Source organism: Gemmiger sp., assembly GCF_057431175.1.
The window spans coordinates 1-13,746 of sequence record NZ_DBMDDV010000019.1 but is presented as its reverse complement, the minus strand read 5'-3'; the positions used below and the strand labels follow the sequence as shown (position 1 = coordinate 13,746).

At 57.5% G+C, this 13,746-nt stretch carries 18 protein-coding genes; 4 read left to right on the top strand and 14 right to left on the bottom strand.

Features of this window, described 5'->3' with window-relative positions; all coding sequences use genetic code 11:
* Positions 1-4: 4 nt before the first annotated feature.
* From ACZO0A_RS08085 to ACZO0A_RS08030, 12 genes are all read right to left on the bottom strand, one after another.
* Positions 5-1,585, bottom strand: a complete 1,581-nt coding sequence (locus ACZO0A_RS08085; RefSeq protein WP_486846201.1) for a DEAD/DEAH box helicase — start codon at positions 1,583-1,585, stop codon at positions 5-7.
* Positions 1,586-2,074, bottom strand: a complete 489-nt coding sequence (locus tag ACZO0A_RS08080) for a DUF669 domain-containing protein (RefSeq protein ID WP_337808378.1) — start codon at positions 2,072-2,074, stop codon at positions 1,586-1,588. It abuts the gene before it with no gap.
* A gap of 19 nt (positions 2,075-2,093) precedes the next feature.
* Entirely contained in the window at positions 2,094-3,212 is a 1,119-nt protein-coding gene (locus ACZO0A_RS08075; RefSeq protein WP_337808379.1) for an ATP-binding protein, read from the bottom strand.
* Positions 3,213-4,523 (bottom strand): AAA family ATPase, encoded by a 1,311-nt coding sequence (locus tag ACZO0A_RS08070; protein ID WP_337808380.1) that lies wholly within the window; start codon positions 4,521-4,523, stop codon positions 3,213-3,215.
* Positions 4,514-5,653 carry a hypothetical protein gene (locus tag ACZO0A_RS08065; RefSeq protein ID WP_486846200.1) on the bottom strand — a complete coding sequence of 380 codons (1,140 nt, stop codon included), beginning with the start codon at positions 5,651-5,653 and terminating at the stop codon, positions 4,514-4,516. The genes ACZO0A_RS08070 and ACZO0A_RS08065 overlap by 10 nt, the downstream gene beginning before the upstream one ends.
* Positions 5,643-6,197, bottom strand: a complete 555-nt coding sequence (locus ACZO0A_RS08060) for a hypothetical protein (protein WP_486846199.1) — start codon at positions 6,195-6,197, stop codon at positions 5,643-5,645. Before ACZO0A_RS08060 ends, ACZO0A_RS08065 begins: the two co-directional genes overlap by 11 nt.
* The gene (locus ACZO0A_RS08055; RefSeq protein ID WP_291210581.1) at positions 6,197-6,466 is read right to left on the bottom strand and encodes a hypothetical protein; all 270 of its coding nucleotides are present in this window, start codon (positions 6,464-6,466) and stop codon (positions 6,197-6,199) included. Before ACZO0A_RS08055 ends, ACZO0A_RS08060 begins: the two co-directional genes overlap by 1 nt.
* Complete coding sequence (locus tag ACZO0A_RS08050; protein ID WP_337808384.1) at positions 6,456-6,656, bottom strand: hypothetical protein; 201 nt, start codon at positions 6,654-6,656, stop codon at positions 6,456-6,458. Before ACZO0A_RS08050 ends, ACZO0A_RS08055 begins: the two co-directional genes overlap by 11 nt.
* Positions 6,653-6,955, bottom strand: coding sequence for a hypothetical protein (locus tag ACZO0A_RS08045; protein WP_337808385.1), 303 nt, complete (start codon positions 6,953-6,955; stop codon positions 6,653-6,655). The genes ACZO0A_RS08050 and ACZO0A_RS08045 overlap by 4 nt, the downstream gene beginning before the upstream one ends.
* The gene (locus ACZO0A_RS08040) at positions 6,940-7,236 is read right to left on the bottom strand and encodes a hypothetical protein (protein WP_337808386.1); all 297 of its coding nucleotides are present in this window, start codon (positions 7,234-7,236) and stop codon (positions 6,940-6,942) included. Before ACZO0A_RS08040 ends, ACZO0A_RS08045 begins: the two co-directional genes overlap by 16 nt.
* A gap of 1 nt (position 7,237) precedes the next feature.
* Entirely contained in the window at positions 7,238-7,537 is a 300-nt protein-coding gene (locus ACZO0A_RS08035) for a helix-turn-helix domain-containing protein (protein WP_337808387.1), read from the bottom strand.
* Between the two features lie 73 nt (positions 7,538-7,610).
* Complete coding sequence (locus tag ACZO0A_RS08030; RefSeq protein ID WP_302375157.1) at positions 7,611-7,802, bottom strand: helix-turn-helix domain-containing protein; 192 nt, start codon at positions 7,800-7,802, stop codon at positions 7,611-7,613.
* Between the two features lie 237 nt (positions 7,803-8,039).
* Between ACZO0A_RS08030 and ACZO0A_RS08025 the strand changes: the two genes are divergently transcribed.
* The 4 genes from ACZO0A_RS08025 to ACZO0A_RS08010 all read left to right on the top strand — a co-directional run bounded on the left by ACZO0A_RS08025 (position 8,040) and on the right by ACZO0A_RS08010 (position 11,463).
* Positions 8,040-8,378 (top strand): helix-turn-helix domain-containing protein, encoded by a 339-nt coding sequence (locus ACZO0A_RS08025; protein ID WP_291210596.1) that lies wholly within the window; start codon positions 8,040-8,042, stop codon positions 8,376-8,378.
* Between the two features lie 4 nt (positions 8,379-8,382).
* Positions 8,383-8,802, top strand: a complete 420-nt coding sequence (locus tag ACZO0A_RS08020) for an ImmA/IrrE family metallo-endopeptidase (RefSeq protein ID WP_302375154.1) — start codon at positions 8,383-8,385, stop codon at positions 8,800-8,802.
* A gap of 97 nt (positions 8,803-8,899) precedes the next feature.
* Complete coding sequence (locus ACZO0A_RS08015) at positions 8,900-10,213, top strand: restriction endonuclease (protein ID WP_302375152.1); 1,314 nt, start codon at positions 8,900-8,902, stop codon at positions 10,211-10,213.
* Positions 10,214-10,365: 152 nt separating this feature from the next.
* A complete protein-coding gene (locus tag ACZO0A_RS08010) occupies positions 10,366-11,463 on the top strand; it encodes a site-specific integrase (protein ID WP_302375148.1) in 1,098 nt (365 codons plus the stop codon).
* A 342-nt stretch (positions 11,464-11,805) separates the two neighbouring features.
* Here the strand turns inward: ACZO0A_RS08010 and ACZO0A_RS08005 are convergent, their stop codons facing one another.
* Both ACZO0A_RS08005 and ACZO0A_RS08000 read right to left on the bottom strand, forming a co-directional pair.
* A complete protein-coding gene (locus ACZO0A_RS08005; RefSeq protein ID WP_302375894.1) occupies positions 11,806-13,242 on the bottom strand; it encodes a tyrosine-type recombinase/integrase in 1,437 nt (478 codons plus the stop codon).
* A 53-nt stretch (positions 13,243-13,295) separates the two neighbouring features.
* Positions 13,296-13,529, bottom strand: a complete 234-nt coding sequence (locus ACZO0A_RS08000) for a helix-turn-helix domain-containing protein (RefSeq protein ID WP_256272375.1) — start codon at positions 13,527-13,529, stop codon at positions 13,296-13,298.
* Between the last annotated feature and the right edge of the window lie 217 nt (positions 13,530-13,746).

Here is a 13,746-nt window from a genome sequence, read left to right as displayed (position 1 = left end):
GTCCTTATGGGGTGTAGGTTTTCGGGTCAACACCCTTGGGCACGCCGCGCCATCCTGCCGCCGCAATGCGGTCGATCATGCTGCGGGCGGCGTCAAAGTTCCAGGTGCCCACATGGGTAAAGCCGTACCGTTCCAGGCAGCGGATCTGCTTGGGTGTTGTCAGCCCCTCGTGGCGGCGATTTTCCAGCCGTTCCAGCAGCAGCCCCGCCTTGCCCGCGCTGTCGATGCCGTCGGGCTGGATGCCCTGCTTTTCCAGGCTTGCCAGCTGGGTGTCACTGGGCGGCTGGGATTCCCACCCGAAGGCGGGCACATAGCCGGTCAGGTCCTCGGCCTGGATGCTCATTTCGTATTGCAGCGGGTCCACCAGCCGGGCACGCTTGCGGCGCTGTTCGGCCAGCTGCTTGGCAAGGGCTTCCTCCCGCTGGGCCACAACGTCCTCACCGGCCTGCTTAGCGGCATCCTCGATATCCTCGGGGCAGGCGGCCGCGGCCAGGTTATCCGTCATCTGCTGGGCCACGGCGCGGTCCTCACAGATCAGGTCTGCGGGGCGGCACAGCTCGTGGCGGTCGGTCAGCCACAAAAAATCGAGCAGCAGTAAATCTTTCTTGCCGGGGGACAGCCGCGTGCCGCGTCCCACCATCTGGCTGTATAGGCTGCGCACCTTGGTAGGCCGCAGCACCACCACGCAATCCACGCTGGGGCAGTCCCAGCCCTCGGTCAGCAGCATCGAGTTACACAGCACGTTATACTTCCCGGCGTCAAAATCGGCCAGCACCTCGGCGCGGTCGTCGCTTTGGCCGTTGACCTCGGCGGCACAGAAGCCGTGGGCGTTCAGGATATCCCTGAATTTCTGACTCGTCTTGATAAGCGGCAGAAACACAACGGTCTTACGTTCCTTGCAATAGCGGGCCATCTCGGCGGCGATCTGGTCAAGGTATGGGTCCAGCGCACTGCCCAGCTCGCCCACGGCGTAGTCACCGCCGCTCATGCCCACGGTGGAGATATCCAGCTGCAGCGGGATGGTCTGGGCCATGATGCGGCAGAGGAACCCTTCCCGGATGGCGTCGGTCAGTTTGTACTCGTAGGCCAGGCTGTCAAATACCTCGCCCAGGTTGCGCAGGTCGCCGCGGTCCGGCGTGGCCGTCACGCCCAGCACGTGGGCGGCAGGGAACCAGTCCAGAATGCGGCGGTAGCCGTCGGTCACGGCATGGTGCGCCTCGTCAATGACGATGGTGCCGAAGTAGTCATGGGGGAATTGTTCCAGCCGCTGGGGCCGCTGCAAGCTCTGCACGCTGCCCACGGCCACACGGTACCAGCTGCCCAGGCAGCTGTTCTCGGCTTTTTCCAGTGCGCTGGCAAGCCCGGTCGAGCGCTGTATCTTGTCGGCAGCCTGGGTCAGCAGCTCGCCGCGGTGGGCTAAAATCAGCACACGGTTCCCGGCGCGGACTTCATCCTCGGTCACGGCGGCAAACACGATGGTCTTGCCGGTGCCCGTAGGCAAAACAAGCAGGGTGCGCTGCACCCCGCTGTCCCATTGCCTGTGGATATTCTGCCGCGCCGTTTCCTGATACGGGCGCAGTTCCATTTAAAATGCCCCCTGTGCCCAGGATTGCTGCGGCGCAGCCTTCGGCTCCGGCGGCGGCAGGAAACGGGTGATCTCGTTGGACTGGCCGGTCTCCCCGGCGTTGGGGCCGCTCTTTTTGGTGAACTCCCGCACGCCCACGTGGGCCAGACCCTGGGCGCCCACCAGTTCATCCCAGCGAGGGCGCAGCGGCTCGCCGTGCTTGCGCTGGCCGATGCTCTCAAAGAAGGCGCAGAGCAGCCCCTCGCAGCGGGAATGCAGGTAGAGGCGGTGGGTGACACTCGTCTCGCCCTTGTCGCCGCCGTGGATGCGGATGGTCAGCTTTGCCATAGAGCAGGGCGGCAGCTTGGCCCCGCCCTCGTAGCGGGCACGCTCAAACCCTGTAACGGTGAACAGGTAGTCACCCTCGGGCAGCAGCACATAATCGGGGCCGTCGTTTTTGATCTCGTCGTCCCAGCCAAACGCGCGTTCGTTGATTTCCTCGTAAGCCATAACAGAAAACTCCTTTCAGTTAAAACGGTACATCGGCATTGTCGTTGATGAATTGCAGCCACTTGTCCCAGGACGCCACCAGGCTGCCCGCCACGAACTGCGGGTCATAGTTGGCAATGGGCGTATCCTCGGGGTAGCAGCCGCGCTGGTGCACGGCGTGGCGCAGGGTCGCGCTGTCGATCAGGTCGTGCAGCATCAGGGCACGCAGCTTGTCAGGTACCTGCTCGGCGATCAGCGTCTTTTCCAGCTGTTCCCGGGCGGTGCTGCGCAGCCGGGTGGCCTGCTGGGCGGGGGATTCTGCAGGTGCGGTGTCCTCCGCCGTCACGCTGCCGCCCGGCGTCCAGGTTGCAGCGGGCGCAGGTTCAGGTGCGGCCGGGGCAGGGGAAGGCGGTGCAGCGGGCGCGGGGGCGCTGCCCTCGATGCAGGCGGCGATGCTGGCGTAGTCGAAGGGTATTTCCTCCGGAAGGCCAAAGCGATTTTTCGCGTCCCAGCAGGCGTGGTGGGCGGTGTACAGCACCCGGCGCGCGCCGCTGGCCTTGTTTTTGGCGTTCTGGCCGCTGCCGGATTTTTCCACAATGGTCTTGTAGTTGGCGAACAGCAGCATATCGCACCATTCCCGCAGCAGCGGGGCGACCTGTTTGCTGGTTTTCATGCTCCAGCGGTCGTAGTTGCCCACGGCGTCGGGCTGTTCAAATTTCGTGATGGCGGCATGGGCCAGCACCACCACATGGCGGCCGGTCGTCAGCACTTCTTCCAGGGCGTCCAGCAGGCGGCTGAACTCTTCCTTCAGATAGGTGTAGCCCTTGCCGTACCCGAAATCCTCGATGCCGTGTACCTTGGCCCGGGCGCAGACGGCCTCGGTGCAAAGGCGCTCGGCCCAGTCTGCCGTGTCGATGACCAGCGTGCGGCAGGGGACATTGCCCTTGCGGACCTCGGACACCTCATCCAGCAGCATGGCCCAGCTGGTGGGTGCGGGCAGGCGGGCCACGTTCAGCCGCTTGGTGCCGCCCTCGGTGTCAATGAACACCGGCTGGGGGAATTTTGCAGCAAAGCTGCTTTTGCCGATGCCCTCCGGCCCATACAGCACGACCTTGACCGGTGCGGTCTGCACGCCGCTGGTCACAGAATACTTGCTCATTTAAAACGCTCCCTTCATCCAGGCTGGGGCGGGTGCCGGGGCTTCCTCGGCATCCTTGACCCTGCCGTCCTCAATAATGATCTGGCACTCGCCGCCGGTCGATACCCGCGTTGCGATGGCCTGCAAACCTTCAGCCTCCAGCCAGCGGCCAAACTCGGCCAGCGTGGCAAGGTCCATCTGTTCCAGCTTGTCCAACAGCACGAAGCCGCAGTTGGGGTTCAGCCGCCGCACAATGGCCGTGGCGACCCGCAGCTGGTCACTGCCGCTCATATCGCGCCAGCGCTTGCCGTGGTAGGTCAGGCAGCCGTCCTCGACGCCCAGGCCGGGCAGCGGCAGGTCTGCGCCATCCAACAGGGCCGTGCGCTGGCGGCGGGCCTCGGCGATTTGCTCTGTCAGCTTGCTGTACTGGGTAGACATTTCATCGGCTTCATCCTCGGCCCTGGCTTTGTCCAGGTTGGCCCGCACCTTGCGGTTCGTGTCCTCCACGTTGCGGATGCTCTCTTCCAGCGCGGCGGTGGATTCATCCTGCAGCTCGGCCACCGTCTTGGTGGCGGCAGTCTCGGCGGCAGCGGCCTCGTCGTAACTTGCCTGCAACTTGCCGCGCTGGGCCTGCAATTCCTCAATGCGTTCATCCAGCCGCTGCATTTCATCGAAATACCGATGTTTCGCGTGGGTAATTTCCACAAGCCGGTCACGCTGGCGCTGGTTCTCGGCGTTGCGCAGCAGAATCTCCTGCTGCTGTTGGATCAGTTCGATGGCGCTCACCGGCTCGGCGGGGGCATCGGGGTAGCTGAGCATCTCGTCGGCGTAGGCTTTTTTCTGGGTGGCGATTTGTCCCACTGCGGTGCGCTTGTCGTACAGCGCCTTGATGCGGCGGTCCAGCGCGGCCAGTTCGTCGCCCACGCCGATAATTTTGAGCAGCGTGTCGGCCTTTTCCTTGTCGCCCGCCTCCATAAAGCGGGGCAGGTCCAGGGCCAGCACCTCCACAAACTCATTCAGCAGCTGCTGCCCGGCGCGGCGGCCCGTGGGGTCGGTGACGGTCAGGGTGCTGTTTTTGCCGCGGCGCTCCACCACGATGCCGTTGGAGAGCGTTACTTTCAGGTGCGGCGGCGTGATGGCCCCGTCACGGGCCGCAGCCGCCGGGCGGAACTTTTCGCCGCCCAGTGCCCAGGCCAGAGCATCCAGCACGCTGGTCTTGCCCTGGTTGTTGTTGCCGCCCACCAGCGTCAGCCCGGTAGGGGCAGGGGTGATTTCCACCGCTTTGATGCGCTTGACGTTTTCCGCCTCCAGCGCAGTGATTGTCACAGACATTTCATGGCCTCCGTTTGTATTTCCGTCAAAGTTTTGTTCAGCATATCAATGGCCCCGGCGCGTGTGTTCTCGGGCAGCTTGGCCAGTTGGGGCTTGACCGACGCCCAGGCGTTCTTCATACTGCGCCCAATGAGCAGCAGGCTGTCGTAGGCGTTGCGGGCGTCCGTCTCGGTGTCTGGCACGGCGGCAGGGTGTGCCTTTAGGGCATCCAGTTCCTCCCGCAGCGGGGCGGTCATGTCGGCGGCCAGCTGGCGGGCGCGGCGGTCGATCTCGTCCTCATCCACCACAGCCGCAACCGGCTGGGCCTTGGCGGCCTCAACTTCCTTCTGCCACTTGTCGGCCCGCAGCCGGGCGGCCTCGGCCACCTGCCGGGCACCGTCCCGCTGCTTTTCGGCTTCTTTTGCCCGCTGTTCGGCTTCGGCGGCACGGCGCAGGGCGGAATCTTCGTTTTTGTGGGCGGTGCGGTAACTTTCCTGGGCACCAGTGACGGCGGCGGTCAGCTGGCGATTCTGCTCATGCAGGCCGTTCACATCGGCCAGGGCGGCATCGCGCTGGGATTCGGCGGTTTTCAGCTGCGCCAGAAGTTCCTGATACTGCTTGTGGGTGGTAATGTCGCCATCCTTGACCGCCTGCACCAGGTCAGCGGGGGCGGTGGGCTTTCCCGCAGCGTACAGCAGCTTGGCCGGAGCCAGCTGTAAGTTTTTCTGCTGCTCAGGGCTGGCGTCACAAATCAGGGTGTAGGCGTTCAGCAGGTTGTAGGCGGTAGGGCGGCTGATTCCGATGAAATTACACCAAGCCGTAAATGTAGCGTCGCCGCGATTTCCGTTTGCTTTTTTGTCGAGTTGTCTAACCGTTAGACAACTCCCGCCCCCGCACAGCAAATCGTGCGCCCGGCCAACCTGGTAGGCCATGCCCCAGGCGTAACTCTGCTGCAACTCGGCCACACACTCTGTAATGCCGCGCAGCTTGTCCGCCGTGTCGACGTCCAGCACGGAATAATCAAACGCCGGAGCCGAACAGGCAGTTTCCGCATCGGACAGGCTTGACATTGCAGCAGCAGGGTCGGCCGTAGTCGCAGCAGCATCCGCAGTCGGGACATTTTTGCATGAAAGAATCTCCTTATTTGTCATGGTGCGCCTCGCTGTATTCGATGCCCTCGCGGAAAGCGTCGGCCATAGCCATGACGTGTTCGCAGGTGTTAAGCTCACTTTCGCTCAGCAGCTTTTCACGGTTCAGCAGGTCGGCCAGATAGCTCATACGCTCAATGGCGGCATAGACGTTCTGGGCCTCATTCCCGCTCTTGGCCGGGACGGTATAATCAGCCGGGGCGATTGGCTCTGGTGCGGTTTCTTTATTGTTCATAGCAGTCAGTCCCTCTTTCATTCGTTTGTAAGCATTCCAGCCTGCCGATTGGCTGAGCTGAAATTTAGCGGCGGCGGCCCTAATGCTCATGCCGCCGTCCACCAGCGCACAGAACGCAGCGGCTTCGTCCGGGTGCTTTTTCTCCCAGGTGCGCCCGCCGCTCTTTGCGTACTTGGCCGGGTCAAGGCCCAGTGCCTGCACGACCTCCGGCTGTGTACAGCCGTGCAGCTCGGCCACGATCTTGACGTTGTGGGTACGCTGCCAGTCCACTTGCATTTCGTCCAACTCGGCAGCGTTAAAGCTGCGGGGCATCACTGTACACCTCCCGGAAAATCCTTCACCGGGATTTTGATGCACGTCGATTCGATGGGGCGCTTTTTCTTGCTCAGATTGATGAGATGTGCAATGTACACGTCCCGCAACTCCTTGCCGCGCAGACCGAGCACGGACGCATTGTTCAGAATGGCGATCGTCGACTCTGAAAGAGCGTTAATCATATCGACGTCACAGCCCTTAGCACTGGTGAGAATCTCGCTACTGCCGGCCTGCCAGCTGATTATAATTTTTCCGTCATACTTCATCTGTAAATCCTCCCTTGATGCGGCCAATGCAGAGCCGCGCACCGTCGGCGGCCGCATTCAGCAACCGGCGGGTCTGTACGCCCAATTCAGCATCGGTCTGGTGTTCTGCCATGCGCACGGCAGCGTAAAAGCACAGATACTTGCCGGGTTCGTTGTGCTCAAATGCTTCCCGGATGTCAGTCTCGCTCATACCTGCACCTCCACTTTCGCCCATTTGCGGCACAGTTCCTCGGCCAGGTCGTGCGGCAGGTCGGTCATGCGGTTGCTGCGCCAGCCTACAATGAGCAGCCGCCCATAGTACCAGCGGTCAATGTAGTGCCGGTTGGGCATGGCCTGTGTGGCCTGGTGGGTGTAGACCAGCGCCGCGAACACCTGCCCGAAGCGCCTGATCTGTACCGCCCCGCCGAGGAAACCGTTCAGTCCCTGGGCGGTGTCCGGCAGCTTGCAGACCTTCGGCTCACAACCGGGGTCAATCAGGATTCCGCGCATAAGTACGCCTCCGTTTCCCCCAGGCTGAACCATGCGCCCAGCGCCCAGTTGTCGGCCACGATGGCCGCCAGCATGGCAAGCACGGCCGGCAGTCCGCCGCCCTGCACCGCCCCCGCAAACGCCGCCAGGCCCAGCAGGGTCAGCGTGACGGCGCAGGTTTTGGCAAACAGCTTGCCAAACCGCACGAAATGCAGTAAAATAGTCTTGTGAGTTTTCGTAAGTTCACATTCCAGGCCGTTCGGGTGTTCCAGCACCCGGGCGGCCGCTTTGTTTTCGGTCATATCAAGTCTCCTGTTCTAAGTAGTCCAGCAGTGCTTTCACTGCGTCGATGGCCCGCTCTTTCTTGGTGGGCGGCCGCTTCGGGGCTGCGGGCTTTACGTCCGCGGCGGGGAAGTAGGCCGCAAACTCGTCGTAACTGATGTCCAGTGTGCGGCATACCAGGCTGACCTCATCCCAACCCCACGCCTTGACTCCGCAGATGCGCTGCGAGATCATCGACGGTGAGATTCCGCACGCCCGCGCCAGGCGGTCTTTGTTGTAGCCTTTGCTTTTGATAAGAGCGGTAAAGGGGACGTTTGTCATGGTTCACCTCCCGAATTTTCGTGTCAGCTTCTTGCAGTCCAGACTATCGGACTGCCCCTCTGGTATAATGGGCTTAGGGCTTGGCGGAGACGATGCGGCTGAACGCCTCGTTGAACTCCTGCTCCGCGTTTTTGGGGGAGTAGTGGCCGTTCATGACCTGGGATACATACTTGGGATTTTTGCCCATGGCCGCCGCCAGCTGCTTTGCCGTGACCCCAGCGTTGTGCATTCTTCCAACAAGCTCACCCGTCCATTGTGCAGGCATACAAATCTAACCTCCTTTTCTTTAAAAACTTGACTTTGGTTAGATTTTGCGGTAAGATAAAAGCGCCAACAAATATCAGCGCAAAATCTCTCCAAAGCCGACAGACTGCGGGGGCTTTCTGTGCCTTACCGGATTCAATCTGCATCACTATAATATCTGAATTTGGTTAGAAAGTCAACACTAAAATCTGAATTTGGTTAGTTTTAGCGCTCTGCACAAAAAGGAGCGTCGAAAATTGTGTTTTATGACGTATATGCCGCACTCTGCAAAGGCAAGGGCATAAGCCCCAGCCGCGCAGCGGATGAAATCGGCCTGAGCAACTCGACCGTAACTAAATGGAAAAAGACTGGCGCAACGCCGTCTGGTGATACACTATCTAAGGTAGCCGCCTACTTTGGCGTGACCGTGGATGACCTGATTGGAGAAGTCCGGCCGGATGATTCCGCCATGCAGGATGAGCTGATGGCCTTCTACGGCAAGGTAAAAGACCTTCTGACCGAGGATGACAAAGACGACATCATGGTCGCCATGCGTGCCAAGGCTGAACGAAACAAGAAAAAGGGAACCGGAGTATAAGACGATGAACACTGCTGTCAGCGCAATGTATAATGACTTACATGGGCTTGGCGTAGATATTGCCGATTTAAAGCTGAAAGCCAACACGGCAATCGCCTTCATGGACAACTTTCTCGTCATCGACCGTTCGCGCTGCAGAACTGCCGCCAAGGAGCGCACCGTACTGGCCCATGAGGCGGGGCACTATTTGAGCGGCGCGTTTTATCTTGCGTACAGCCCCTACGAAATCAAAGAGCAGGCCGAGAACAAGGCATTTGCAGCCTCTGTGGAAAAATACGTTCCTGTGGAGGAGCTGCGCCGCGCCATGGCAAACGGATTCACCGAACCGTGGCAGCTGGCCGATTACTTCAACCTGGAAGAAGATTACATAAAAGAAGCCCTGCACTACTGGACGGAGTGCAGGGGAGTGGACTTTAATCAGTGAGTAATGGGGAGGTGCTGTTGTGAAGGCCTGTACAAGCAAAAAGCTTAGAAGGACTGCGCCTTACGCCGTGTCATACCTTATAATGTGGGTTCTTGTAATGATTCTTGCATACTCGACTAAGGTAACAGATGGCAGTTCTCTAGCAATGAATCTATGGGTCGGGGCAACAATGGCACTGTTTTTTGCCGCGCCGGTATGGGCAGTAATTTTCTTGTGGCATTTTAAAAAAGCCTACGCTGTGAATAGAAGCCACAATGAGAAAAAAGTCTGCAATTCGGAAAAAGCAAGCACAGTACCAGATAATGTTTCCGCCCATGAGAAACAAACAACAATCCCTGCTTATGAACGTTGGAAAACCGACATAGATCAGAACACTGCCGAAATCCTTGCAAAGATAAAAGCTCTTGACAACAAGATAAAGGCCGCTGCCAACTTGCAGAAAGCCCCCTCTCAGGCTGATTTGGAACAGGCCGAGGCTCAGATAGAGGCAGAACGCCAAAAGGAAGAGGAACATCAGCGTCAGGAAGAAGCGGCCGAAGAGGCCAAGTGGCTCGAGGCACGGCGAAGTTGGAAAGAACGCCGGCAGAAGGAAATAGAACTAGAACGCCAGCAAAGGCTCCTGCAAAAAGAGAACAATATCAAGCTGGAACAAGCCGCGGAACGCGGACGCAGAAATATCTATGTTGCACGTGTTGAGTCTATACAGAATCAGAAGAAGGCCGCGGAAGATATTGCGGAGCAAGAACGGCAAAAGCGGGCGGCACAGTTTTCCTCACTGTCCCATAATGCGTTGCTGTTGGAAGCGGGAAAGTTTGCTGCTGCACATATGTTTGTATCCGTGGAAACACTGTCCGATTGGCTGGCCGGTATTGACACTTCCGAAATTGAAAAACTGCTTGGACAGTTGAAGTCCTATGGCTTAATTACAGAAACTGCCGATCACAAAAAATTCTGGAGTTCTCTGGATGAGAGCGAGTTTCTTGCAAAGCTCAATCAAAAAATGACCGCACCAGCCTCGACATCATCTACGGCAGAATGTGCTGATGCGGATATGAACGGCATCGAATTTGAGCATTACTGCGCAGAGCTTCTTCTCCAAAATGGCTTTTCCAAAGCTGACGTCACACAGGCAAGCGGAGATTATGGTATCGATATCCGAGCAGAAAAGGGCGGCATCACTTACGGCATCCAGTGCAAATACTATACAGATAAGGTAGGCAACCATGCTGTGCAGGAAGCCTATTCCGGCGCGCAATTCTATCATTGCATGGTCGCTGTTGTCATGACAAACTGCTCCTTTACCCAACACGCAAAAGAAACCGCAGCTGCAAACAACGTATTACTGTGGGATAAAAATAAGATTGCCGAATTTGAAGCTGCGGCACAGGCTAAGCAGCTAAAAATCACGTAGACTCTATTGAAAAAGAAAAAACGCCCCCGGTGCGCCAACACCGAGAGCGTTCAAGAAAGCGGCTCACCCAAACGGGGTCATCGCACACTCACCAATGCGATTATACCTCTTTTGGGTAGGCTTGTCAAAGTGTACCTATAAGGAGGTTTATCATGAAACGAACCAACACAGCCAAGTGGATCGAATCGGCCCACCGCTGGCAGATCAACGTGCAAAAGGACGGCGTGCGCAAGACGTTCACGTCCGCCAAGCCGGGGCGCACCGGCCAGCGTGAGGCCAACCGCAAGGCAGACGACTGGCTGGAGCACGGCGTAAAAAACAGCGGCAAGGTTGCCGATGCCTGGGCGCTGTTTCTGCAATCCCGCGCCGCGATCTCCGACAATGAGTATTGCAGCGCAGAGAGCTTCGGCCGTGTGCGTATCCTGCCGTACATCGGGGATAAAAAACTGGCCTCCGTGACAGAGCAGGACTACCAGGCCATTCTGGATCACGCCTTCCGCAGTCCGGCCAGGCCTGGGCGGGATACGCTGTCTCGTAAAACGCTGCGCAATTTAAAGGCCACGATTACGCAGTTTGTCAAATTCTGCCGTAAAAGCCGCCTGCCCGCGCCGGAGCTGTACGACTTGAAGATCCCGGAGGCTGCACGGTACGTCGGCAAACGCGTCGTGGAAGTGGACGACCTTAAGGCCATCTTCACGGATGACACCACCTTGTATCGCGGTGCCGTCTGCCGGGATGAGTACATCAATTACTATCGCTTCCAGCTGCTTACCGGGGTGCGCCCGGGCGAACTGCGCGGCTTAAAGTGGGCCAACGTATCCGGCAATACCTGCAAGATCGACGGCGCGATCAACACACATGGTGCGCATACCCGCGGCAAAAACGATAACGCCATTCGCTCCATCGTGCTGTCAGATTACGCCCTGGCCGTACTGGACGCGCAGCGGGCCTACACCGGCCGGCAGAAATATATCTTCCCGATGGAGTCCATGCGTGCCTACTACCGCCGCTGGGAGCGTTACCAGCAGCTGCACAAGATGCCCCCGGTATCTCTCTACGAAATGCGCCACACGTTCGTAAGCATCGCCAAGCAGCTGCCCACCGGCCAGCTCAAACAACTCGTCGGCCACAGCGAAAACATGGACACATACGGCACCTACGCCCACGCGCTGAGCACTGACGCCGCCGAGACTGCCGCGAATTTAGAGACCGTTTTCGGCAAGATTCTGGGGCCGGAAAGTACACACTAAAAGTACACACTTTTTCTTTTCGGGGCGGTGCAGACGGGGAAAGAAGTTTATAAATCCATCCTATATACGTGCAATTTTAAAGCCTTAGAGCCGGTGTTCCAGCACATTCCTGGTTCAAGTCCTGTCTCCGCAACCAACAAAAGCTCGTTGAAACGACAAGTTTCAACGAGCTTTTTTCTACCTTATGGCAAAAGTGGTAACAATCTGGTAACTTTGACCTCAAAATGACCCCAAAACGGCAAAACGACTGCGCCCGGACGGTTGAGATTTTCAACCGTCCGGGCGCTTTTTGTGGATAAATCTTGCGGAGTTGGCAGGTAAAAATAGGAGCGGTCAGCGTAGTCAGCTTGCCTTGACGAGTACCAACACGCTGTTGTTTGGCACTACGATTTGGTCTTGTTTGGTGGGAATGGGTGGGTTCTTATATTGGCGCAGGGCTTTTTGGATTTGCTGCTTGGCCTCCAGCAGGGCGGCGTCCAATGTAGGGGTCTGCACTTCAATTTTTGGAAAGTCAGGAACATGGGCAGTGCAGCCGTCTGCCGAGAGTGTACAAAGCACAGGATAAGGCTGGTTCTCTACGGAGATACTATACTGCATCCCGAACATATCATCCATCTTGTCCATCTCATGGCGCTTGTGTTCGTCCATGCTGTGGACGTAGGTGTCCATTGTGAATGCTACGGAGTAATGACCGAGGATGGCTGACAGGGTCTTGTAGTCCATGCCGCGCTCCAGCGCACGGGTGGCAAAGGTATGCCGCAGGGCGTGGAAGGTAAAGTGCCCGATGTCAGCATCTTTCAACAGGCGGTCGTAGTAATCCTTGAAGGTTTTCTGCTCAAAGTAGTGTCCAAACTCGTTGGTGACGATGAAGCCATCGTCGGTGTACTTATCCCCTGCCCGAATCTTGTCCTGCGCCTGCTGCTGTTTCCAACGGGCAAGCTCGTCTGCCATTGTGCGGGTCAGAGGAACCGTGCGGCGAGAGTTTTTCGTTTTGGGGGTGCCGAATACGATTTCGGTTTTGTTTTCGCCGTCGTGGGATTCGTACTTGGTAAGGCGGTTGATGGTGCGCCTAACATGAAGTTGGGCGGTACTGAAATCAATATCTTCCCACTTCAGTGCCAGCAACTCCCCCATGCGTAATCCCGTACACAAATCCAGCCGGATAAATACCCCGTAGCGGTGGCGGTAGCTGGCCTGCACCAGCGCCCGCTGCTGGTCGTTGGTAAATACGCTGATTTCGGGCTTTTCTCCGCTGGGCAGTGTCACGGCATCGCAGGGATTGTACACGAACAGGCGCTCTTTCACGGCTTGCTGTAAGCACTTGTGCAATGCCATGTGGTAGTTGCGCAAGGTCTTGGGGGATAAGCCTTCCTCGCGGAATTTGTAGTTGTAAAACTCCTGCAAGGTGTGCGGCTCCAGCTTTTTAAGCAGGATTTTCCCCAGCACACAAAAGTGCTTGTTGAGATAGCTGCGATAGCTGGCATGGGTGGACTGTTTCACTGTATCTTTCATGTAAGTGTCCAGCCAGTATTCATACCATTCGCCCAATGTCACCGACATAGGATCGCGCCAGCCCTGTGTGCGGACTTCGTGGGCTTGCTGCTGTAAAATGGCAATGGCCTCCTGCCGGGTGTTGCAGCAGGTGGATGTACGCTTGGGCTTGCCGGTTTTGTAGTCGATTCCGGCTGACAGGCGAACCTCCCACCGCCCGTCTGTACGCTGACGGATGTTGCCCTCGTTATGCCCACGGCGCAGGGCTTTTTTAGATGTGTCTTTCACGATGCATCGTCTCCTTTCGTGACACAAAGACTACCACAGGTACGACCACAAAGCTATTCATCAGACCCGACAATCTTCGGGTTCTCGTTTTGGGCTTTATTGACCTTTTGCCGTTCCAGCCAGTCCAGCAGTTCATCCCGCCGCACCAGCAGTCGGTTTCCAATGTGGAACGCAGGAAAAGTCGCGTCATGAAATATCCGATAGGTGGTCGAGCGTGAGATACCGAAGTAAGTTTGCACTTCCTTGGGGCTGACAACATTGGGTAAATTTTGAAATTCCGTGTTCATGGGTTCCTCCTATGTAAATAATTTATAAAAAGGTCTTTACTATATAGCCGCTGAGAATGGCGAAAATTACGAGGTTTTTTAAACTGTTTAGAAAAAGTTCAAATTCTTAGAAAGATACCAAATCATATCATACAGACCGGCAGTCGCAACTTTTGCAACTGTCCTCAAAATTTTTGAAAAATTATCTCTACTATATAGCCACTGGGGAAGGGCAAAA

Excerpts from the sequence above, each read along its gene's own strand:
- ACZO0A_RS08010 (WP_302375148.1), top strand. The coding sequence starts at position 10,366 with ATGAAACGAACCAACACAGCCAAGTGGATCGAATCGGCCCACCGCTGG.
- ACZO0A_RS08070 (WP_337808380.1), bottom strand. The coding sequence starts at position 4,523 with ATGTCTGTGACAATCACTGCGCTGGAGGCGGAAAACGTCAAGCGCATC.
- ACZO0A_RS08085 (WP_486846201.1), bottom strand. The coding sequence starts at position 1,585 with ATGGAACTGCGCCCGTATCAGGAAACGGCGCGGCAGAATATCCACAGG.
- ACZO0A_RS08080 (WP_337808378.1), bottom strand. The coding sequence starts at position 2,074 with ATGGCTTACGAGGAAATCAACGAACGCGCGTTTGGCTGGGACGACGAG.
- ACZO0A_RS08020 (WP_302375154.1), top strand. The coding sequence starts at position 8,383 with ATGAACACTGCTGTCAGCGCAATGTATAATGACTTACATGGGCTTGGC.
- ACZO0A_RS08075 (WP_337808379.1), bottom strand. The coding sequence starts at position 3,212 with ATGAGCAAGTATTCTGTGACCAGCGGCGTGCAGACCGCACCGGTCAAG.
- ACZO0A_RS08000 (WP_256272375.1), bottom strand. The coding sequence starts at position 13,529 with ATGAACACGGAATTTCAAAATTTACCCAATGTTGTCAGCCCCAAGGAA.
- ACZO0A_RS08040 (WP_337808386.1), bottom strand. The coding sequence starts at position 7,236 with ATGACCGAAAACAAAGCGGCCGCCCGGGTGCTGGAACACCCGAACGGC.
- ACZO0A_RS08060 (WP_486846199.1), bottom strand. The coding sequence starts at position 6,197 with ATGCCCCGCAGCTTTAACGCTGCCGAGTTGGACGAAATGCAAGTGGAC.
- ACZO0A_RS08050 (WP_337808384.1), bottom strand. The coding sequence starts at position 6,656 with ATGAGCGAGACTGACATCCGGGAAGCATTTGAGCACAACGAACCCGGC.
- ACZO0A_RS08030 (WP_302375157.1), bottom strand. The coding sequence starts at position 7,802 with ATGCCTGCACAATGGACGGGTGAGCTTGTTGGAAGAATGCACAACGCT.
- ACZO0A_RS08055 (WP_291210581.1), bottom strand. The coding sequence starts at position 6,466 with ATGAAGTATGACGGAAAAATTATAATCAGCTGGCAGGCCGGCAGTAGC.
- ACZO0A_RS08045 (WP_337808385.1), bottom strand. The coding sequence starts at position 6,955 with ATGCGCGGAATCCTGATTGACCCCGGTTGTGAGCCGAAGGTCTGCAAG.
- ACZO0A_RS08065 (WP_486846200.1), bottom strand. The coding sequence starts at position 5,653 with ATGACAAATAAGGAGATTCTTTCATGCAAAAATGTCCCGACTGCGGAT.
- ACZO0A_RS08015 (WP_302375152.1), top strand. The coding sequence starts at position 8,900 with ATGATTCTTGCATACTCGACTAAGGTAACAGATGGCAGTTCTCTAGCA.
- ACZO0A_RS08035 (WP_337808387.1), bottom strand. The coding sequence starts at position 7,537 with ATGACAAACGTCCCCTTTACCGCTCTTATCAAAAGCAAAGGCTACAAC.